Source organism: Micromonospora sp. CA-259024, assembly GCF_050936255.1.
In the GTDB taxonomy this organism is placed as follows: Bacteria; Actinomycetota; Actinomycetes; order Mycobacteriales; family Micromonosporaceae; genus Micromonospora.
Genome location: NZ_JBNJND010000001.1, coordinates 4293751 through 4312076 on the forward strand (window position 1 = coordinate 4293751; position 18326 = coordinate 4312076).

21 protein-coding genes are annotated in these 18326 nt (G+C 72.1%); 9 read left to right on the forward strand and 12 right to left on the reverse strand.

Annotated features, from left to right (window positions below; translation table 11 throughout):
* Window positions 1–149: 149 nt before the first annotated feature.
* The 5 genes from ACQEUX_RS18975 to ACQEUX_RS18995 form a co-directional block, all read right to left on the reverse strand.
* Window positions 150–1325 carry a cysteine desulfurase family protein gene (locus tag ACQEUX_RS18975; protein WP_433049294.1) on the reverse strand — a complete coding sequence of 392 codons (1176 nt, stop codon included), beginning with the start codon at window positions 1323–1325 and terminating at the stop codon, window positions 150–152.
* Window positions 1326–1791: 466 nt separating this feature from the next.
* Complete coding sequence (locus ACQEUX_RS18980) at window positions 1792–2751, reverse strand: electron transfer flavoprotein subunit alpha/FixB family protein (RefSeq protein WP_433049297.1); 960 nt, start codon at window positions 2749–2751, stop codon at window positions 1792–1794.
* Window positions 2752–2765: 14 nt separating this feature from the next.
* On the reverse strand, window positions 2766–3545 hold the full coding sequence (locus tag ACQEUX_RS18985; protein WP_433049300.1) for an electron transfer flavoprotein subunit beta/FixA family protein: 780 nt from the start codon (window positions 3543–3545) through the stop codon (window positions 2766–2768).
* A 186-nt stretch (window positions 3546–3731) separates the two neighbouring features.
* Window positions 3732–4145, reverse strand: a complete 414-nt coding sequence (locus ACQEUX_RS18990; protein ID WP_433049303.1) for a hypothetical protein — start codon at window positions 4143–4145, stop codon at window positions 3732–3734.
* Window positions 4142–4939 (reverse strand): GNAT family N-acetyltransferase, encoded by a 798-nt coding sequence (locus ACQEUX_RS18995; protein WP_433049306.1) that lies wholly within the window; start codon window positions 4937–4939, stop codon window positions 4142–4144. Before ACQEUX_RS18995 ends, ACQEUX_RS18990 begins: the two co-directional genes overlap by 4 nt.
* A 42-nt stretch (window positions 4940–4981) precedes the next feature.
* Here ACQEUX_RS18995 and ACQEUX_RS19000 point away from each other — a divergent pair, with 42 nt between their 5' ends.
* From ACQEUX_RS19000 to ACQEUX_RS19010, 3 genes are read left to right on the forward strand one after another with little or no spacing between them, the layout of a single operon-like run.
* A complete protein-coding gene (locus ACQEUX_RS19000) occupies window positions 4982–5374 on the forward strand; it encodes a YidH family protein (protein ID WP_433049309.1) in 393 nt (130 codons plus the stop codon).
* Window positions 5371–5676 carry a DUF202 domain-containing protein gene (locus ACQEUX_RS19005; protein ID WP_433049312.1) on the forward strand — a complete coding sequence of 102 codons (306 nt, stop codon included), beginning with the start codon at window positions 5371–5373 and terminating at the stop codon, window positions 5674–5676. Before ACQEUX_RS19000 ends, ACQEUX_RS19005 begins: the two co-directional genes overlap by 4 nt.
* 27 nt (window positions 5677–5703) lie before the next feature.
* Window positions 5704–6120: a PLD nuclease N-terminal domain-containing protein gene (locus ACQEUX_RS19010; protein WP_433049315.1), complete on the forward strand. Its 417-nt coding sequence runs from the start codon at window positions 5704–5706 to the stop codon at window positions 6118–6120.
* 39 nt (window positions 6121–6159) lie between these two features.
* Here ACQEUX_RS19010 and ACQEUX_RS19015 read toward each other — a convergent pair whose 3' ends face one another.
* The 4 genes from ACQEUX_RS19015 to ACQEUX_RS19030 all read right to left on the reverse strand — a co-directional run bounded on the left by ACQEUX_RS19015 (window position 6160) and on the right by ACQEUX_RS19030 (window position 10681).
* Window positions 6160–6969, reverse strand: coding sequence for an ABC transporter permease (locus ACQEUX_RS19015; RefSeq protein WP_433049318.1), 810 nt, complete (start codon window positions 6967–6969; stop codon window positions 6160–6162).
* Window positions 6966–7937, reverse strand: a complete 972-nt coding sequence (locus ACQEUX_RS19020) for an ATP-binding cassette domain-containing protein (protein ID WP_433049321.1) — start codon at window positions 7935–7937, stop codon at window positions 6966–6968. Before ACQEUX_RS19020 ends, ACQEUX_RS19015 begins: the two co-directional genes overlap by 4 nt.
* A 169-nt stretch (window positions 7938–8106) precedes the next feature.
* Window positions 8107–9729 (reverse strand): acetolactate synthase, encoded by a 1623-nt coding sequence (locus tag ACQEUX_RS19025; RefSeq protein WP_433049324.1) that lies wholly within the window; start codon window positions 9727–9729, stop codon window positions 8107–8109.
* A 178-nt stretch (window positions 9730–9907) separates the two neighbouring features.
* Complete coding sequence (locus ACQEUX_RS19030) at window positions 9908–10681, reverse strand: enoyl-CoA hydratase/isomerase family protein (RefSeq protein WP_433049327.1); 774 nt, start codon at window positions 10679–10681, stop codon at window positions 9908–9910.
* A 98-nt stretch (window positions 10682–10779) separates the two neighbouring features.
* Here ACQEUX_RS19030 and ACQEUX_RS19035 point away from each other — a divergent pair, with 98 nt between their 5' ends.
* The 3 genes from ACQEUX_RS19035 to ACQEUX_RS19045 all read left to right on the forward strand — a co-directional run bounded on the left by ACQEUX_RS19035 (window position 10780) and on the right by ACQEUX_RS19045 (window position 12686).
* Window positions 10780–11259: a DUF6232 family protein gene (locus ACQEUX_RS19035; protein WP_433049330.1), complete on the forward strand. Its 480-nt coding sequence runs from the start codon at window positions 10780–10782 to the stop codon at window positions 11257–11259.
* Window positions 11260–11419: 160 nt separating this feature from the next.
* Complete coding sequence (locus ACQEUX_RS19040) at window positions 11420–11902, forward strand: DUF6232 family protein (protein WP_433049333.1); 483 nt, start codon at window positions 11420–11422, stop codon at window positions 11900–11902.
* Between the two features lie 55 nt (window positions 11903–11957).
* Window positions 11958–12686, forward strand: a complete 729-nt coding sequence (locus tag ACQEUX_RS19045; protein ID WP_433049336.1) for a hypothetical protein — start codon at window positions 11958–11960, stop codon at window positions 12684–12686.
* A 31-nt stretch (window positions 12687–12717) separates the two neighbouring features.
* On the opposite strand, the gene ACQEUX_RS19050 is transcribed toward ACQEUX_RS19045, so the two are convergent.
* Entirely contained in the window at window positions 12718–13176 is a 459-nt protein-coding gene (locus tag ACQEUX_RS19050) for a rhodanese-like domain-containing protein (RefSeq protein ID WP_433049339.1), read from the reverse strand.
* Between the two features lie 85 nt (window positions 13177–13261).
* On the opposite strand from ACQEUX_RS19050, the gene ftrA reads away from it, so the two are divergent.
* On the forward strand, window positions 13262–14281 hold the full coding sequence (ftrA, locus tag ACQEUX_RS19055) for a transcriptional regulator FtrA (RefSeq protein WP_433049984.1): 1020 nt from the start codon (window positions 13262–13264) through the stop codon (window positions 14279–14281).
* Window positions 14282–14292: 11 nt separating this feature from the next.
* Here the strand turns inward: ftrA and ACQEUX_RS19060 are convergent, their stop codons facing one another.
* Together ACQEUX_RS19060 and ACQEUX_RS19065 are read right to left on the reverse strand one after the other, a co-directional pair.
* Entirely contained in the window at window positions 14293–15189 is an 897-nt protein-coding gene (locus tag ACQEUX_RS19060) for a ribokinase (RefSeq protein ID WP_433049342.1), read from the reverse strand.
* A gap of 24 nt (window positions 15190–15213) precedes the next feature.
* A complete protein-coding gene (locus tag ACQEUX_RS19065; RefSeq protein ID WP_433049345.1) occupies window positions 15214–16056 on the reverse strand; it encodes an ABC transporter ATP-binding protein in 843 nt (280 codons plus the stop codon).
* A 131-nt stretch (window positions 16057–16187) separates the two neighbouring features.
* On the opposite strand from ACQEUX_RS19065, the gene ACQEUX_RS19070 reads away from it, so the two are divergent.
* A complete protein-coding gene (locus tag ACQEUX_RS19070) occupies window positions 16188–17195 on the forward strand; it encodes an ABC transporter ATP-binding protein (RefSeq protein WP_433049348.1) in 1008 nt (335 codons plus the stop codon).
* Complete coding sequence (locus tag ACQEUX_RS19075) at window positions 17192–18208, forward strand: ABC transporter permease subunit (RefSeq protein WP_433049351.1); 1017 nt, start codon at window positions 17192–17194, stop codon at window positions 18206–18208. The genes ACQEUX_RS19070 and ACQEUX_RS19075 overlap by 4 nt, the downstream gene beginning before the upstream one ends.
* The last annotated feature ends 118 nt before the right edge of the window (window positions 18209–18326 follow it).

Sequence of the window (18326 nt, forward strand, 5' to 3'; positions counted from 1 at the left end):
CTGAGGGACGGAGTTCCGCGCACCCGCCCACGCGATCTTGCGGTTTCTGCTGCGACAAATGCCACATACGGCACGAATGACCGACCGAAAGTGCAAGATCGCGAGGCGGGGAGGGGGCGGGGCGGGGCGGGCGGGAGCGCGGGGGACGGTTAGCGGGGGGTGCGGAGGGCTGCGGCTCGGCGGGCTCGGTCCACCGCTGCGGGGAGCGCGGCTATCAGGGCATCGACGTCGGCCTGGGTGCTCGTGTGGCCCAGCGAGAAGCGCAGCGAGGAGCGGGCGCGGTCGTCGTCGGCGCCCATCGCCAGCAGCACGTGCGACGGCTGGGCCACCCCCGCCGAGCAGGCCGACCCCGTCGAGCAGGCAATGCCCTGGGCGTCGAGAAGGAGCAGCAGAGCGTCCCCCTCACAACCCGGGAAGGAGAAGTGCGCGTTGCCGGGCAGCCGGTCGGTCGGGTCACCGTTGTAGATCACCTCGGGGACCGCCCGGCGGACCCGCTCGATCAGGTCGTCCCGGAGCGCTGCCACCCGGGCCGCGTACTCCTGCTGGCCTTTCACGGCCGCCTCGACGGCGACCGCGAAGGCGACGATGCCGGCGGTGTCCAGGGTGCCGGAGCGGACGTCGCGTTCCTGGCCGCCGCCGTGCAGCAGCGGCGTGGCCGCCACGTCCCGGGCCAGCAGCAGGGCGCCCACCCCGGCTGGGCCACCCAACTTGTGCCCGGTGACGGTCAGCGCGGCGACCCCGCTGGCACCGAAGTCGACGGGCACCTGACCGACCGCCTGGATGGCGTCGGTGTGGAACGGGACGCCGTGTTCGGCGGCGACGGCAGCCAGCTCGGCGACCGGTTGGACGGTGCCCACCTCGTTGTTCGCCCACATCGCGGTCACCACCGCCACCCGGTCGGCGTGCGCGGCCAACTCGGCGCGCAGGTCCTCCGGGTCGAGCCGACCGGCGGCGTCCACTGGCAGCCAGCCGACCTCGGCACCCTCGTGCTGGACCAGCCAGTCGACCGCGTCCAGTACCGCGTGGTGCTCGACAGAGCTGGAGACCACCCTCCGGCGGTCCGGACCGGCCCCGCGGCGGGCCCAGAAGATGCCCTTGACCGCGAGGTTGTCGCTCTCCGTGCCACCGCCGGTGAAAATCACCTCAGACGGCCGGGCGCCCAGGACCGCCGCCACCCGCTCGCGTGACTCTTCGACCCGGCGGCGGGCGCGCCGACCCGCCGCGTGCAGGGAGGACGCGTTGCCGACCTCGCGGGCGGTGGCGACGTACGCCTCCAGTGCGTCATCGAGCATCGGAGTCGTCGCCGCGTGATCCAGGTATGCCATCACCGTCCAGCCTACGGCCGACACCTCGGGGACCGGATGCCGGAGGGCGCTCCGGGCATCGGCGCCCGCACGGAACTGGCGCGACTCGGTGAGGGCCGGCCCGGCCGGGGTGGGCCTCCCCGTCGCTACCGGTCGCGGTCAGCGGTCGCCCTGGTCCAGCTCCCGGCGGCGGCCAAGGGGGACGCCCTGGTTCTCCAGGGCGGCCAACTGCATCCGCAGGTAGCGAATCTCCCGCGCGTCCCGGGGTACTAGGAGATCTGGCTCATCAATCCGACGACGATGGAGATGTTCCCGGTCGGCACCGTGGGTGGTAGACCCGATGCCCTGCTGCCGCTACCCCCTGACGGGCTGATCGGCAGGCCGGCTCAGCTCCCCGGCCCGCCGATCAGCTCTCACGAAAAGGAGTGGCCGCCCAGGTTCTGGGCGGCCACTCCCTCGTCGTGCGGTGCCGGCGTACCGGCAGGGGTCACTTGCGCTTGCGGATCTCCTCGGCGGCCTGCGGGACGACCTTGAACAGGTCGCCCACCACGCCGAAGTCGGCCAGCTCGAAGATCGGGGCCTCGCCGTCCTTGTTGACCGCGACGATGGTCTTCGAGGTCTGCATGCCGGCCCGGTGCTGAATGGCACCGGAGATGCCGAGCGCGACGTAGAGCTGCGGGGAGACCGTCTTGCCGGTCTGGCCCACCTGGAACTGGTGCGGGTAGAAGCCGGAGTCGACGGCCGCCCGGGACGCGCCCACGGCGCCGCCGAGCAGGTCGGCCAGCTCCTCGACCAGCTTGAAGTTGTCCGCGTTGCCGACACCGCGACCACCGGAGACGACCACGCCGGCCTCGGTCAGCTCGGGGCGGGGGCCCTTCTGCTCGGCGACCCGCTCGACGACCCTGGCCAGCTTGTCGGCATCGGTGACCGACACGGTGAGCTGCTCGATCGCCGGGGTGGCGGCGGCCGGGCTCGGGGTGACCGAGTTGGGCCGGACGGTGACCAGCGGCAGGCCCTTGGTGACCTTGGACTTGACGATGGTGGAGCCGGCGAAGGCGATCTGGGTGGCGGTGCCGTCGGCGGCCAGGCCGACCACGTCGGTCAGGATGCCGTTGTCGAGCTTGACGGCGAGCCGGGCGGCGATCTCCTTGCCCTCCTGGGCCGACGCCAACAGCACGGCGGCCGGCTCGACCCGCATGACCAGTTCGGCCAGCACGGTGGCCTTGGGCGCCACCAGGTAGCCGTCGATCTCGTCACCCTCGGCGGCGTAGATCTTCTCCGCGCCGTACTCGCCCAGTTTGGCGCTCAGCGCCTCCGCGGCGCCGGCGCCGCCGAGCACCACCGCGCTCGGGGTGCCCAGCTCGCGGGCGAGGGTGAGCATCTCCAGGGTGACCTTCTTGACGCCGAATTCCTTGGTGGCTTCGACGACGACGAGAACCTCAGACATGTCCAGACCCGCTCTCACACGAACTTTTCGGTGGCGAGGAACTCGACCAGCTTCACGCCGCCCTCGCCCTCATCGGTGACCTTGGTGCCGCCGGAGCGCGGCGGACGCTTGGTGTGCTCGACCACGGCGCTGGTGGCACCGTCGAAGCCCACCTCGGTGGTCGCGACGCCGAGGTCGGCGAGGGAGAGCGTCTGCACCGGCTTCTTCTTGGCGGCCATGATGCCCTTGAAGGAGGGGTAGCGCGGCTCGTTGATGGTGTCCCAGACGGAGACCACGGCCGGGGTGGAGGCGGTGACCACCTCGTAGCCCTCCTCGGTCTGCCGCTCGACGGTCAGCGTGGCGCCGTCGACGGTGAGCTTGCGGGCGCCGGTGAGCGCCGCGACCCCGAGCCGCTCGGCGATCATGTGCGGCATGACCTGGACCCGGCCGTCGGTGGACTCGGCGCCGCAGATCACCAGGTCGGCGTTGAGCTGGCCGAGCGCGGCGGCGAGCACCTTCGAGGTGGCCACCGCGCAGGAACCGTGCAGGGCGTCGTCCACCACGTGCACAGCCTTGTCCGGGCCCATGGAGAGCGCCTTACGGATCGACTCGGTCGCCCGGTCCGGACCCATGGTCAGGATGGTGACCTCGCCGCCGTGCGCCTCCTTGATCTTCAGCGCCTCCTCGATGGCGTACTCGTCCATCTCGTTGATCACGTTGTTCGCCGAACCGCGGTCGACGGTGTTGTCGTCATTGCGCAGGTTGCGGTCCGCGCCCGAATCAGGCACCTGCTTGACGAGTACGACGATATTCATCGCGCTTCGACGACCCTCCTGTGTGGTGTTGCGATTCGCTCGCCCGGTATGGGGCGCAGCGTCGCGCGTCGGTCGACGCCAGGTCAACCGCGGGCTGCTGTGCAGTTGCCCACGGCGCAATGTTACCTGCCAGTAGCTTGCGCTCCCGAAGCGCTCCGAGTGACACAGCTCACCGGCGCGGCCCGGTCAGGCCGGCTCGGCCAACGCGCCCCGGATCTGGTCGATGGCCGCCGCCTCGGCGGGCGCGACCCCGTCGTGCGCCCGGGCCACCCGGTCCGCCGCGGTCAACACCACCGAGCGGTACGCCTCCACGTCCCGCGGTGACTTCTCGCGCAGGATCCGCACCGCCTGACGCAGCGCCGGCAGCACCACCGACTCGATCTCCAACTGCGAGTCCCGGGGAAGCCGGGGCAGCGGACCGGTGGTCAGCGCCTCCTTGACCGTTCCGCTGGCGTCGGCGAGCGCATCGGACGCGGCGACGCTCTCCCGAATCACCCCCAGCACCCCCGGGTCGGCGTTGGAGACCAGGAAGACAGCGCCGAAGGCGCCGGTCTTGAGGGTCAGCCGCTCCTCGTCCGTCAACCGCTGCTCCATGATCACGGAGTGTAGACGTACGGGGTGGTGGTGGTGACCGCGACGAGGCCGAGTCGCTGCAGGATCGGCCGGCTGTCCTCGGAGGCGTCGACCTGCAACAGCGTCCGGCCCCGCTGGTCGGCCAACCGCGCCCGGTACGTGACCAGTGCCCGGTAGATGCCCTTACGGCGCCACTGCGGCAGCGTGGAACCACCCCAGAGGGTGGCGAAGCCGGTGTTCCGCGGGAAACGCACCCAGCCGGCGCTCACCACCGTCCCGTCCGCCTCGGCCACCACCACGGTGATCGAGTGCGGGTCGGCGTCGATCTCCTTGGCCAGCCCCCACACGAGGTGCGAGCGGTCCTCCTGCCAGACCTCCTCCTCCATGGCGGCGATCCGCTCCAGGTCGGCTCGGGAGGTCACCTCACGCAGGCGTACCCCCTCGGGGGCGACCGGCAGCGCGGCGGCCAGCGGCGCGACCGGGCCGATCACGACGGTCTCCCGGTCCTGCGCCACGAAGCCGGCGGCGCGCAGGCGGTCCGCCAGGTCCGCCGGTTCGTCGTGCTCGTTGAGCTTCCACTCCACCGACTCGCCACGCTCGCGGAACAGCTCCACCTGCCGGGCGATCAGCTCATCCAGCGCGTCGCCGGTCAACCCGCCCAGGTCGCGGTAGGTGAGGAACCCACCGGCGTCGAGCCCGAAGATCCGGACCAGCGGCCCGTCCCGCTCCACCGTCACCCCGGCCGGGACCGGATCCGGGGTCTCCGGACGGAGCTGGTTGTCGTAGGCGGTACGCAGCGTCATCACGTCAAGGTCGGTCACCGGCTCAGGCTAAGCCGCAGGACAAGCGGATAATCTCCCAGCGTGTGGGAAGCGATCAGGCGGTGGTTCGACCCCGCCGAGCTGCGCTCGGTCGGCGAACCGCCGGACTACCGGTTCTCCCTGGCCAACGAACGGACCTTCCTCGCCTGGCTACGCACCGGGCTGGCGCTCATCGGCGGCGGGCTGGCCGTCGCGCAGTTCCTCCCACCCCTGCCGATGAGCCACCTGCGGGAGCTGATCGCGGTCGCGCTGCTGCTACTCGGCGGCGCCGTCGCGATCCGCGCGGTGGACCACTGGGCACGCACCGAACGAGCCATCCGGCTCGGTCAGGAGCTGCCCGCGTCCCGGTTTCCCGCCATCCTCGCACTCGCCGTCTGCGCCGGCGCGGTGCTGCTGGTGGTCGCCGTCCTGGTCCGGGCGATCGGCGGGCGGTGAGCACCGGACGCGACCCGGGGCTGCAACCGGAGCGGACCCGGCTGGCCTGGCGGCGCACCCTGCTCACGCTGACCGTGGTGACCGCGCTCGCCGTCCGGCTCGCGTCGACGGGCGACCCGACCGGGGCGCTGATCGCCGGCGTCACCGTGCTCCTGTGGGGCGCCCTGCTGGCTCTCGGTTGGCCCCGGAGCACCGGCACCGGTCCGGCCCGCACCGGGGGCCGAACTCTGCCCCTGGTCGCATCGGGCACCGTGGTGCTCGCGCTACTGGGAGTGCTACTGGTGCTCCGCGGACTGGGATGACGGGACTCGGTGCGCCATGATTGCTCAATGGCCCGGCTTTACGTTCTTCTCTTCCTGGTGCAGATCGCCCTCGCCGTCTGCGCGCTGATCAGTTGTCTCTCCGCCGAGGAGGGCCAGATCCGCGCACTGCCCCGGATCGCCTGGGTGCTGATCATCCTGTTCTTCCCACTGGTCGGCTCGATCGCCTGGTTCGTCGCCGGCCGTGAGCCCCGCTCCGCCGCCGGCAAGGGTTGGTCGGGCGGCCACCGCTCCGCCGAGCGGCAGCGCCCCCGGCCGGTCGCCCCCGACGACGACCCGGAGTTCCTGCGCTCCGTGCAGGACCGCGCCAAGCAGGACGACCAGGAACTCTTCCGCCGCTGGGAGGAGGACCTGCGCCGGCGCGAGGACGACCTGCGCCGCCGCGACGGTGACCCGCCGCGCGAGGGTGACCGGCCGGAGGTGTGAGCCGCCCTCCGGCCTCGCCGACGTCAGCGCCGCCGCGGGTCACACCCGACGCTTGAGCGCGCGCACCGCCAACGGTGCGAAGATCACCGCGATGCCGAAGCCCCAGAGCAGCGTCTGGAGCACCGGACCGGCCACCGGACCACTGACCAGGAGCCCGCGCAGCGCGTCTGCCACCACGGTCACCGGGTTGACCTCCACCCAGTTCTGCAACCAGCCCGGCATCCGGTCGGTGGGCACGAAGATGTTGCTGGTGAACGTCAGCGGGAAGATCACCATAAAGCCGAAGATCTGCACCTTGTCCGGCTCGCTCACCAGCACGCCGACCAGCACCGAGATCCAGGACGCGGCCAGGGTGAACGCCAGCAGCAACGCGAACGCCCCGACCACACCGAGCAGCCCGTTGCCGACCCGGAAACCCAGGATCGACCCGACGCCCAGCAGCAGCGCGATCGACCAGGCCTGCTTGACGGTGTCGGCGAGGATCCGGCCGGCCAACGGCGCCCACCGGGCGATGGGCAGGGCGCGGAGACGATCGAACACGCCCTTGGTGAGGTCGTTGTTCAATCCGAACCCCGTCGTCATCGTGGCGAAAAGCGCATTTTGCACCATGATGCCGGGCAGCATGAAGGTGAGGTACTCGCTGGACGATCCCGCGATGGCGGTGCCGAAGACGTAGGTGAACAGCAGCACGAACATCACCGGCTGGATGCTCAGGTCGAGCAGCTCCATCGGGTTGTGCTTGATCTGCACCAGGCTGCGCCAGGCCAGCGTGAAGGTGTGCCGCAGCCCGGCGGCCGGGCTGAGCCGGCGGGCCGGTGCCGGCGGAGCGGGGACGGTGGCGGCGGTCATGCCGGGGTCCTTTCCAGGTCGGTGTCGGCCGGCGAATCCTCGGCCCGGTGGCCGGTGAGCGAGAGGAAGACCTCATCCAGGCTGGCGCCGCGCAGTGCCAGCTCGGCGACCGGGATCTCGGCCGCGTCGAGGCGGCTGACCACTGCGGACAGCACACCGGGGTCGTTCACGGCGACGGTGACGGCGGTCTGGGCCACCTCGGGGGTCACCCCGGACACCTCGCCGACGATGGCGGTCACGATGCCCAGGTCGGTCAGGTCGGCCGGCCGTACGGTGAGGGTCTGCCCCCCGGTCTTGGCCTTCAGCTCCTCCGGCGTGCCCTGGGCGATCACCCGGCCGTGGTCGACCACGGCGATCTCCCCGGCGAGCTGGTCGGCCTCCTCCAGGTACTGGGTGGTGAGCAGCACCGTCACCCCCTCGGAGACCAGGGTGCGGACGACGTCCCACAGGTCGTTGCGGCTGCGCGGGTCCAGACCGGTGGTCGGCTCGTCGAGGAAGAGCACCTGGGGCCGACCGACCAGGCTGGCGGCGAGGTCCAGTCGACGACGCATGCCGCCGGAGAAGGTCTTCGCGGCCCGGTCGGCGGCGTCGCTGAGCTGGAAGTCGGCGAGCAGTTGACGGGCGCGCTGCTTGGCGTCGGCCCTGCTCAGCCCGAGTAGCCGGCCGATCAGCAGCAGGTTCTCCGCGCCGGTCAGCGTTTCGTCGACCGAGGCGTACTGGCCGGTCAGACCGATCAGTTGCCGCACCCGGTGCGCGTCGCGCACAACGTCGAAGCCACCCACGGTGGCATGCCCCTCGTCGGCGCGCAGCAGGGTGGCGAGCACCCGCACCGCGGTGGTCTTGCCGGCGCCGTTCGGCCCGAGCAGACCGAAGACGGTCCCGGTCGGAACCGCCAGATCAACTCCGGCGAGGGCGGTGGTGGCGCCGAAACGCCGCACCAGGCCCTCGGCGCGGATTGCGTAGTCCATCGCAACTCCTGTCGTCTTCCGGTGGTGACACCACCATGGGCGACAGGGCTGACATCCCGCCGATCCCGGGCTGACGGTACGACGGCTGGCGCAGACATTCCGCTGATTTAGCTGTAGACAGACGCCACCGCCGTCGCCCAACGGAGGCGACGGCGGTGGCGGGTGCGACTCAGGCCAGGTTCGACGACCGGGGGTACGCGTCGGTCGGGTCGGTGATCACATTGACCAGGTACGGCACTCCGGCGTCGAACGCCCGCTGCAGGGCCGGGCCCAGGTCGGCCGCCTTGGCGACCGTCTCCCCCGCCCCGCCGAGCGCGCTGACCACCGTGTCGTAGCGCAGCTCCGGCTGCAGGTCGGCGGCCACGTCGTAGCCGTACATGGCCCGCATCGGGTGCTTCTCCAACCCCCAGATGCCGTTGTTGCCGACCACGATCACGACTGGCAGCTTCTGGCGGACCAGCGACTCGACGTCCATCAGCGAGAAACCGGCGGCACCGTCGCCCATCAGCACGCAGATCTGCCGGTCCGGGTGACTGACCCGGGCGCCCATCGCGTAGCCCATGCCGGTGCCCAGGCAGCCGTACGGGCCCGGGTCCAGCCAGGTGCCGGGCTGGGCCGGCTCCAGGTACCGCCCCGCGTACGACACGAAGTCGCCGCCGTCGCCGATGGTGATCGCGTCGGGGGCCAGCACCCGGCGCAGTTCGCCGTAGATCCGGGCCGGGCGGATCGGGTCGGTCTCGGCGGCCATCTCGGCGGCGTCCCGGGCCTTCGCCGCGTCCTCGGCGAGGCGCAGGTCGGCGATCCAGTCGGAATGGTCGGCCCGGTCGCCGGCGTGGTCGGCCAGCGCGGAGAGGATCAGTCGCAGGTCACCGGCCGGGGCGACGGCCGGCTGCACGTGCGTCGCCCGCTGGCTGGGCGCGTCGACGATGTGCACCACCTTGGCGTCGCCGAAGTCACCGAAGCTGAGCCGGAAGTCGAGAGGGGTGCCGACCACCACGACCACGTCGGCGCCGGAGAGCGCGGCCCGGCGGGCCTTGGCGAACGCGAGCGGGTGCTCCGGTGGGAGCGAGCCGCGACCCATGCCGTTGGTGAAGACCGGCACCTGCAACGCCTCGGCCGCCTCGCGCAGTGCGGCGACCGCGTCGCCCGCGTACACGTCGGAGCCGGCGATGATGACCGGTCGCTGCGCCCCGGCGATGAGCATCGCGGCGCGGCCGACCTCCTCCGGGTCCGGTACGACCGGGTCGACACCCGTCACGGCGGACAGCTCGGCCTCGGCGACCGAGAAGACCGTCTCGAGTGGGAAGTCGAGGAAGGCCGGCCCGCGGTGCGGGGTGAGCGCGGCGGTGAGCGCGGCACCCACCGCGCGCGGGATGTCGTCGGTGCTGAACACCGTCTCGGCGTGCTTGGTGACCGGGGCGACCAGTGGCAGGTGGTCCATCTCCTGCAGGCTGCCCGAGCCCCAGCGGAAGGCGGGCGCGCGGCCCCCGAGCACCAGCACCGGGGAGGCGTTGAAGAAGGCGCTGGTCATGCCGGAGATGCCGTTGGTGACACCGGGCCCGGCGGTGAGCACGGCGAGGCCGGGACGGCGTTGCAGCTTGGCCACCGCCTCCGCGGCGAAGACCGCGGACTGCTCGTGCCGGACGTCGTAGATCGGGAACTCGGTCTTGTGCGCGGCGTCGTAGAGCGGGAAGACGTGCCCGCCGGAGAGTGTGAACATCTCCCGTACGCCGTGCGCGCGTAGTGCCGCGAGCGCCAACTCCCCGCCGTGACCCTCGATCCGCTCCGTCATGTCGCTCCCATCGTCCGTGGCCGGGATCACAGGTTACCGGCCAGTCACCTGCCGCCCCGACCGTGGTCCCGGACCGGAGGAAGCCGTCGAGGTCAGCCCCGCCGCACCCCACCGAGACGACCGCGCCCGCCCGGTGGGATCGTCCACCGGGCGGGCGCGGTCGGTCAGCGCTGGGGTGTCAGCGGCCGGTGAAGCCCGGCTTGCGCTTCTCGACGAAGGCCGCCATGCCCTCACGTCGGTCGTCGGTGGCGAACAGCGCCGCGAAGAGCTGGCTCTCCCAGGCCAGGCCCGAGTTCAGATCCATGTCCAGGCCGCCGTCGACCGCCAGCTTCGCCGCGCGCAGCGCCTGGACAGGCCCGGTCAGATACGGCGTGACCAGCGCGACGGCCGCTTCGTAGACCTCGGCGGCCGGGACGACCCGGTCAGCCAGGCCGATCCGCAGCGCCTCCTGCGCGTCCACCATCCGCCCGGACATGATCAGGTCCTTGGCACGGGCCGGGCCGACCAGGCGGGCCAGGCGCTGCGTGCCGCCCGCACCGGGGATGATGCCCAGTTTGATCTCCGGCTGGCCGAGCTTGGCGTCCTCGGCGACCACCCGCCAGTCGCAGGCCAACGCCAGTTCGCAGCCGCCACCGAGGGCGTACCCGGTGATCGCGGCGACCACCGGCTTGGGGATCCGGGCGATCGCGCCCAGCGCGCTGGACAGGTTCGCGGCCCGGTCAGCCATGTCCACGTAGGACATCTCGGCCATCTGCTTGATGTCCGCACCGGCGGCGAAGACCTTCTCCCCGCCGTACACGATGACGGCCCGGACCTCGGGGTCGGCGGTGGCCGCTGTGGCGGCGGCGCGCAACTCCTCCTGCACCTGGGTGTTGAGCGCGTTCATCGGCGGCCGCTCCAGCCGGATGGTGCCGACGCCGTCCCTGGTCTCCAGCCGAACGAACTCGCCCACGCTGCCCTCACTTCCTCGTCGAAGTCGCGTGCCAACCTTACGACCCGGCTCGTTTGGGTAAGTAGTGTGGTGTCAGCCCCGTGGGCGGGAGTCCAGCCATGATCACGTATTACGACGACAGGTCGGTGCAGGTCACCTCCACCAGCGTCCGAGTCGACGGCCGCAGCTACGCGCTGGTCGACATCACCATGCTCTGGCACCGTCGCGGCACGCGTTCCTGGCGGGTGCTCGTGGGTCGGGGCGCGATCGGCGCCGCACTGGCCGGTCCGCTGGTCGCGGCGGTCCTCGGCATCGGCCTGGCCGTCTGGCTGCACCGCTCACCGACCGTGACGATCGCGATCGTCGGCGCGTCGGTGCTGGTCGGATTGGCCGTCGGGCCGGTCGCCGACTTCCTCTTCGAGCACCTGGACCGCTCGTACGCCCGGGGCAGCCGCCAACTGGAGATCTGGGCCCGCTGGCGCGGTCAGCCGGTGCGGCTGCTGCGCACCGGCGACGCGCTGCGCTTCGGGCAGATCTACCGGGCAATGCAGCGCGCGGTCGAGCACAGCCAACCGGCCCGCCCCGCCACCCGCCGCTAGCCCGGGCACACGGCAATTGTCGGCGCGGGAGGAACCGGTGATGTCGTAGACGATTCAGCTCCAAAGGACCGCCGCACCACCCTCGCCTCCAACCATCGTCGCCGCCGTCGCCGCGCAGAAGGGACGGGGCGGGTTTGCCTGCCGGTGGTTAGGCTTAGTGATGACCCTCTATTACCGGGACGACGCGGTGCAGGTGACCTCCGAGTCGATCCGGGCGGGTGGTCACGTGATCGCCCTGTCCGACGTGACGTTCGTCTGGCACACGCGGGGGGCGAAGACCCTCGCCGTACGGGGCCGGGTGCTGGGTCGCGGTGTCCTGGTTCTGCTGCTCTCGCTGCCGCCGCTGGTCGCGCTGGTCTGCGTGCTGTCACTGGCCTGGTCCGCACAGGACCGGGGCAACTGGCAGCTGGCGCTGATCATCCTCGCCGCCTGCGCGGTGGGGGCACTGGCGTTGACACCGTTCCTGGAGATCCCCCTGGGCTGGCTGGACCGCTCCTACGAGCGCGGCAGCCACGTGCACGAGCTGTGGGTGCAGCACCACGGCCGCGAGGATCTGCTGGTGCGCACCCCGGACGCGCTACGGTTCGGGCAGATCTACCGGGCCGTGCAGCGCGCCGTCGAGCAGCAGGGCGACCACCGATGACCACCGTCCGCCGCCCGCCGAGCGGTCGCGGCGCGGCCGACGCACACTTGGTCCCATGGTGATTCCCCTCCCCACACCGACCGCCGTGGTCGGCCTGACCCGCTCCGCTCTCGACCAGGCGCTCGGCTCCGCTGCCTCAATCGCCGCCGTGCCCGCCCGCGCGTTCGCGGTGCTGGACGGGGTGGAGGCGCTGCTGGCCCGGATCAACGGCGTCGTCGATCGGATCGAGACGACACTGGACCGGACCGACCACGTGCTCACCGACGCCGAGACGGCGGTCCGCGAGGTGGCCGTGATCAGCGCCGCCGCGACCACCGCCATCGACACCGCCACCGAGGTGGCGACGGCCGCAGCCGTGGTGGTCCGGGAGGCCGATCAGGTCGCCCGTCTGGCCGGCACGGTGGTCGCCGAGGCCGAGACGGTCGCCGGCCGGGCCTCGGCCACCGTGGGCACCGCTTCCGAGGCGGCGGCCACCGCCGCCGAGCTGCTGACGGCGTACGAGCCGGCGCTGCGCCGGGCCGCGCCGATGGCCGGCAAGTTCGTCGAGGAGCTGAGCCACGAGGAGGTCACTGCGGCGATCCGCCTGATCGACGAGCTACCCAAGCTCAAGCAGCACCTGACGGCGGACATCCTGCCGATCCTGGCCACCCTGGACCGGGTCGGGCCCGATCTGCACGACCTGCTCGACGTCACCCGCGACCTCAAGCTCGCCGTCGCCGGCATCCCCGGCCTCGGCATGCTGCGCCGACGGGGCGAGAAGCTCAGCGACGATCTGGTCGGCTGAGCCCTCGCCGACCCGCCCGTCCGCCGCCCGGTCAGCAGTCGCAGGTGACCGACGCGCGTGGCGCGGTCAGGTCGTCGGCCGGACGCCGGGTCAGCCCGGCTCCGGTCACCACCGGCAGACCCTCCCGCACCCAGTACTCGAACCCGCCGAGCATCTCCTTGACCGGGTAGCCGAGCCGGGCGAACTCCAGCGCGGCCCTGGTCGCGCCGTTGCAGCCCGGCCCCCAGCAGTAGGTGACCACCGCCGAGCCGTCCGGTACCAGCCCGGCCGCCCGGGTGGCGATCTCGGCGGTGGGCAGGTGCACCGCTCCGGGAAGGTGCCCCTGCGCCCAGGCGGCCGGTCCCCGGGAGTCGACCACCACCAGGCCGCGTGTGCGGGCGGACAGGTCGGCGTGCACGTCGCTGACGTCGGTCTCGACGCTGAGTCGGGCAAGGAAGTGGGCCGCGGCGGCGGTCGGGTCGGCGGCCGGGACGGCGAAGGCGAAGGTCATGCACCGATCCTCGCCAGCACCCCGTGTCACGACGAGTGGCGGCAACGACGTCCTGCGCTAACATCCCGCCATGCCGACCCCCGTGATGGCGACCGCGCCGCTTCCGGTGCCCACGCCCCGGCGACAGCCCGCCGGTCACCGCGTCGCCGTGCTCGCGTACCCGGGGATGTCGGTGTTCGAGACCGGCATCGTCACCGAGGTGTTCGGGCTGCCCCGGCCCGAGTTCGACGTCGACTGGTACGACCTGGTGGTCTGCGCCGAACGGCCCGGGCCGGTGCCGGTGGTCGGCGGGGCCAGCCTGCACACCCCGTACGGCCTGGCGGAACTGGCGGCGGCGCGAACGGTGATCGTGCCCGGCGTGCCGGACGTGACCGCCGACCCGTCGCCCGAGTTGGTGACCGCGCTGCGCCAGGCGCACCGACGTGGCGCCCGAATCATGTCGATCTGCTCCGGCGCGTTCGCGCTGGCCGGTGCCGGGTTGCTGGACGACCGGCGGGCCACCACCCACTGGCGGTACGCCGAGCTGCTGGCGCAGCGGTACCCCCGGGTCGAGGTGGACCCCGACGTGCTCTACCTCGACGACGGCGACCTGCTCACCAGCGCCGGCAGCGCCGCCGGGCTCGACCTCTGCGTGCACGTGGTCCGGCGCGACCACGGCGCGGCGATCGCCAACGCGGTCGCCCGCCGGCTGGTGATCCCGCCGCACCGCGACGGTGGGCAGGCGCAGTTCGTCGAGGCACCGATTCCCGGCGGCGCGGGCGACGGCCGGATCGCCGGGAGCATCGACTGGGCGCTCGCGCACCTGACCGAGCCGCTGACCGTGGCCCGGCTCGCCGGCCAGGCGCACATGTCACCCCGCACCTACCTGCGGCACTTCGCCCGGGCGACCGGGACCAGCCCGATCCGGTGGCTGATCGATCAGCGGGTCCGAGCCAGCCTGGCGCTCCTGGAGGACACGGACGCCCCGGTCGAACAGATCGCCGGCGCGGTCGGCTTCGATGCCCCGGTCACGTACCGCCATCACTTCGGCCGGGTCATGCGGACCTCGCCGTCGGCGTACCGCCGAGCTTTCCGCACCGGGGCTGCGGCCGACCGGCCGGCGTAGCGCGGGTGGGATCAGCCCGGGGCGTACAGCTCGTCGATCTCGGCGCGGCGGGGCAGCGCCACCGAGGCACCGAGCTTGCGTACGCAGGCGGCGCCGGCTGCCGACGCCCAGCGGACCGCGTCGACCAGGTCGCGTCCCTCGCCCCAGCCGACGGCCAGCGCGGCGGTGAACGCGTCGCCGGCGGCGGTGGAGTCGACCACGTCGACCCGTACCGCCGGCACGTGCACCTCGGCGCCCTCCCGGTCGACGTACCAGGCACCTTCGCCGCCGAGGGTGAGCACGGCCCGGGGCACCAGATCGAGCAGGGCCCGGGGCTCCTCCCGACCCCGGCCGGTGAACGTCTGCGCCTCACCCTCGTTGACGACCAGCACGTCCACGGCGGCCAACAGTTCGGGCGGGAGATCGCGGGCCGGGGCGGCGTTCAGGACGACCCGGGTGCCTGCGGCGCGGGCGGCCACCGCGGCGGCGGCCACCGTCTGCACCGGGATCTCCAGTTGGGCGACCAGCACGTCCGCCGCGCGCACCGTGGCGAGCTCCTCCTCGGTGAGGCCGACCAGCGTGTCGTTGGCACCGGGGGTCACCACGATGGCGTTCTCCCCCTGCGCGTTGACCATCACCAGCGCCACCCCGGAGGTGCCGTAGACCACGCGCAACTGGCTGGTGTCCACCCCGGCCGCGGTGATGCGGGCCTTGAGGGTGACACCGAAGGCGTCTGAGCCGATCGCGCCGAGGAAGGAACAGGAGGCGCCGGCCCGGACCGCGGCGATCGCCTGGTTGGCGCCCTTACCACCGGGCACCATCACGAAGTCGGTGCCGAGCATGGTTTCGCCCAGTCGCGGCAGCGCGGGCGCCATCGCGACCAGGTCCATGTTGGCGCTGCCCACCACCGCAACCCGGGTCTGCGACACGGTTGTCTCCGCTCTGCCCGGCGCTCAGGCGGCTCGGGCGGTGTAGCGGTCGCCCGACCGCTCGACCACCAGCGGCAGGCCGAAGGTCTTGGAAAGGTTGTCACCGGTCAGCGTCTCGGCGAGCAGGCCCTGGGCGACCACACCGCCCTCCCGCAGCAGCAGCGCGTGGGTGAACCCCGGCGGGATCTCCTCCACGTGGTGGGTGACCAGCACCATCGCCGGGGCATCCGGGTCGTACGCCAGCTCGGCCAGTCGGGCGACCAGATCCTCCCGACCACCCAGGTCGAGACCGGCGGCGGGCTCGTCGAGCAGCAGCAGCTCCGGGTCGGTCATCAGGGCACGGGCGATCTGCACCCGCTTGCGCTCGCCCTCGGAGAGGGTGCCGTACCGGCGTTCGGCGAGGCCACCGATGCCGAGTTGGCTCAGCAGAGCCCGCGCCCGCGCCTCGTCGCCGCGCTCGTAGCTCTCCCGCCAGCGGCCGACCACCGACCATGCGGCGGTCACCACCACGTCGCTGACCCGCTCGTCGGCGGGCAGTCGCTCGGCGAGGGCGGCGGTGGAGAGCCCGATCCGGGTACGCAGCTCGTTGACGTCGGTGCGGCCGATCCGCTCGCCGAGCACGTGCGCTACACCGGTGGTGGGGTGCAGCCGGCCTGCGGCCAGGTTGAGCAGTGTGGTCTTGCCGGCGCCGTTGGAGCCGAGCACGACCCAACGTTCGTCCAGCTCGACCCGCCAGGTCAGGTCCTGTAGGAGGGCGGTGCCAGACCGGCGTACACCGACGCCGTCGAGGCTGACCACCAGATCCGGGTCCACGGGTGCGGCGGCAGGCGCGGCGCCGGCAGCGCCGGGGATCAGGTCACCAGTCACCACACCATCCAACCACGCAGCGACGGGGTGCCCCCCATGGGCGGCGCCTCGGCCATAGGGTGAAGCGCCGTGTCGTTGATCACCACACCCGAAGGACGGCCCATGCCCCGTCGAGGTACGGAGCCGCGCAGATGAGCGCGGTCATCGAGATCGAGGGTCTGCGTAAGACCTTCCACAGCGTGCGCAACGGTCGACGCGTGGCGGTGGACGGGTTCGACCTGCTGGTCGAGGCGGGCCAGATCCACGGCTTTCTGGGTCCCAACGGCTCTGGCAAGACCACCACCCTGCGCGCCCTGCTCGGGCTGGTGCGAGCGGACGGCGGGCGGATGACCGTGCTCGGCGAACCGTCGCCGGAGCTGCTGCCCCGGGTGGCGGGCCAGGTCGGCGCCATCGTGGAGAGCCCACAGTTCTTCGGCAACTTCACCGGGTACCGCACCCTGCGGTTGTTGGCCCGCGCCGGTGGGGTGCCGGTCTCGCGGGTGGACGAGGCGCTGGACCTGGTGGGTCTGCGCGACCGGGGCGATGAGCGGGTGAAGGGTTACTCGCTGGGCATGAAGCAGCGCCTCGCGGTGGCGTCCGCGCTGTTGAAGGACCCGCGGTTGCTCATCCTGGACGAGCCGGCGAACGGGCTGGACCCGGCGGGCATCCGGGAGATGCGGGACCTGATGCGGTCGCTGGCGGCGACCGGGGTGACCGTGTTGGTGTCCAGTCACATCCTGGGCGAGATCCAGCTGATCTGCGACCACGTCACGATCATCTCGCGAGGGCGACGGGTGGCGGCCGGCCGGGTGGACGAGGTGCTGGCGGGCTACGACCGACACGAGTTCCTGGTGCGGGTGGCCGAGCCGGAGCGCGCCGTCGAGCTGCTGCGCGCGGCCGAGCTGACGGCGGTCCTCGACGGCGAGGCGTTGGTGGTGAGCGGGGTGAGCGACCCGACGGTGGTCAGCCGGGTGCTGGGCGAGCAGGGGCTGTGGGTGGGCGAGCTGACGCCGCTCCGGCCGGATCTGGAGAGCGTCTTCCTGGAGCTGACGGGTGCGTACGAGCATCCGTCGGTGCCCCGGCAGGTCGACGACTCCGTGCTGCCGCACGGCGATCAGGGCGATGCTGTGATCAATCTCGATCGGGGAGTGGACGCGTGAACCTGGTTCGTGCCGAGCTGGAGCGGCTGTCCGCACGTCGCTTCGTGCAGCTCATGGTCGTCCTGCTGGCGTTGGCGTTCGCCGTCACGGCGGCGACCACGCTGGCTGGTTCCCACAAGCCGAACGCGGACGAGCTGAACTCGGCGCGGGCACAGGCCTCCGAGGCGCGGCAGAGCATGGAGTCCGCGTACCAGGAGTGCCTGGCCCGGCAGGGTGGCGCGCTCTCGACGGAGGACTCGGGACGATACCTTCCCGCCGACTGCTCGGAGATCGACCCGATCCGCCAGGACCGGCTGCCGATCGCCGCCGACTTCCTGCCGGGGGTGTTCAGCTTCGCCCAGCAGGCGCGTCCGCTGCTCTATTTCCTCATCGCGTTCCTGGTGCTGTTCGGGTTTCTGGTGGGGGCCTCCTACATCGGCGCTGACCTGAACTCCGGCGGCGTGGTGAACCTGCTGCTCTGGCGACCGCGCCGGTTGACGGTGCTCGCGGCCAAGTTGGGCACCCTGCTCGGCACGGTGCTGGTCCTGGCCCTGTTGGCGTCGGTGGCCTATCTCGCCACGTTCTGGGTGATCGGGCAGACCGCCGGGTTGCCGGGCCGGTTGGATGGTGACTTCTGGCGTTCACTCGGTGCGGTGCACGGCCGCGGCCTGGTGCTGGTGTTGCTGGCCTCCGCGCTGGGTTTCGCGATCGCCACGCTGGGCCGGCACACGTCGTCAGCGCTCGGCGCGTTCGCCGCGTACGCGGTGGTGTGGGAGTTGGGCGCCCGGCTGATCCTGGAGATCGTCGATGCCCAGCGCTCGGACCTGTTCATGCTCTCCAGCCACATCGGGGCGTGGCTCAACGGCGGGGCGCGCTTCTACGACGAACAGCTGTGCAGGGGCAGCAGCTACGGCTCCTCCTGCGATGGGTTCTACACGCTGCCCTGGCTGCCGGCGCTGTTGGTGCTGCTCGGGCTCACCGGCGGGCTGACCGCGGCGGCGTTCGCCGTGTTCCGTCGCCGCGACCTGATCTGAGGCCCGTGCCGTCGGGCCGCCCTGCTCCGGGCGGCCCGACGGCCCGACCAGGCCGACAGACGGCAAGAGCTTGCAACTCGCCGATACGCGGTGAAATATTCCTTCACATGACCGTCGC

Coding starts and splice junctions, on each gene's coding strand:
- ACQEUX_RS18975 (WP_433049294.1), bottom strand. CDS start 1,325: ATGGCATACCTGGATCACGCGGCGACGACTCCGATGCTCGATGACGCA.
- ACQEUX_RS18980 (WP_433049297.1), bottom strand. CDS start 2,751: ATGTCTGAGGTTCTCGTCGTCGTCGAAGCCACCAAGGAATTCGGCGTC.
- ACQEUX_RS18985 (WP_433049300.1), bottom strand. CDS start 3,545: ATGAATATCGTCGTACTCGTCAAGCAGGTGCCTGATTCGGGCGCGGAC.
- ACQEUX_RS19010 (WP_433049315.1), top strand. CDS start 5,704: ATGGCCCGGCTTTACGTTCTTCTCTTCCTGGTGCAGATCGCCCTCGCC.
- ACQEUX_RS19015 (WP_433049318.1), bottom strand. CDS start 6,969: ATGACCGCCGCCACCGTCCCCGCTCCGCCGGCACCGGCCCGCCGGCTC.
- ACQEUX_RS19020 (WP_433049321.1), bottom strand. CDS start 7,937: ATGGACTACGCAATCCGCGCCGAGGGCCTGGTGCGGCGTTTCGGCGCC.
- ACQEUX_RS19025 (WP_433049324.1), bottom strand. CDS start 9,729: ATGACGGAGCGGATCGAGGGTCACGGCGGGGAGTTGGCGCTCGCGGCA.
- ACQEUX_RS19035 (WP_433049330.1), top strand. CDS start 10,780: ATGATCACGTATTACGACGACAGGTCGGTGCAGGTCACCTCCACCAGC.
- ACQEUX_RS19040 (WP_433049333.1), top strand. CDS start 11,420: ATGACCCTCTATTACCGGGACGACGCGGTGCAGGTGACCTCCGAGTCG.
- ACQEUX_RS19045 (WP_433049336.1), top strand. CDS start 11,958: ATGGTGATTCCCCTCCCCACACCGACCGCCGTGGTCGGCCTGACCCGC.
- ACQEUX_RS19050 (WP_433049339.1), bottom strand. CDS start 13,176: ATGACCTTCGCCTTCGCCGTCCCGGCCGCCGACCCGACCGCCGCCGCG.
- ftrA (WP_433049984.1), top strand. CDS start 13,262: ATGGCGACCGCGCCGCTTCCGGTGCCCACGCCCCGGCGACAGCCCGCC.
- ACQEUX_RS19070 (WP_433049348.1), top strand. CDS start 16,188: ATGAGCGCGGTCATCGAGATCGAGGGTCTGCGTAAGACCTTCCACAGC.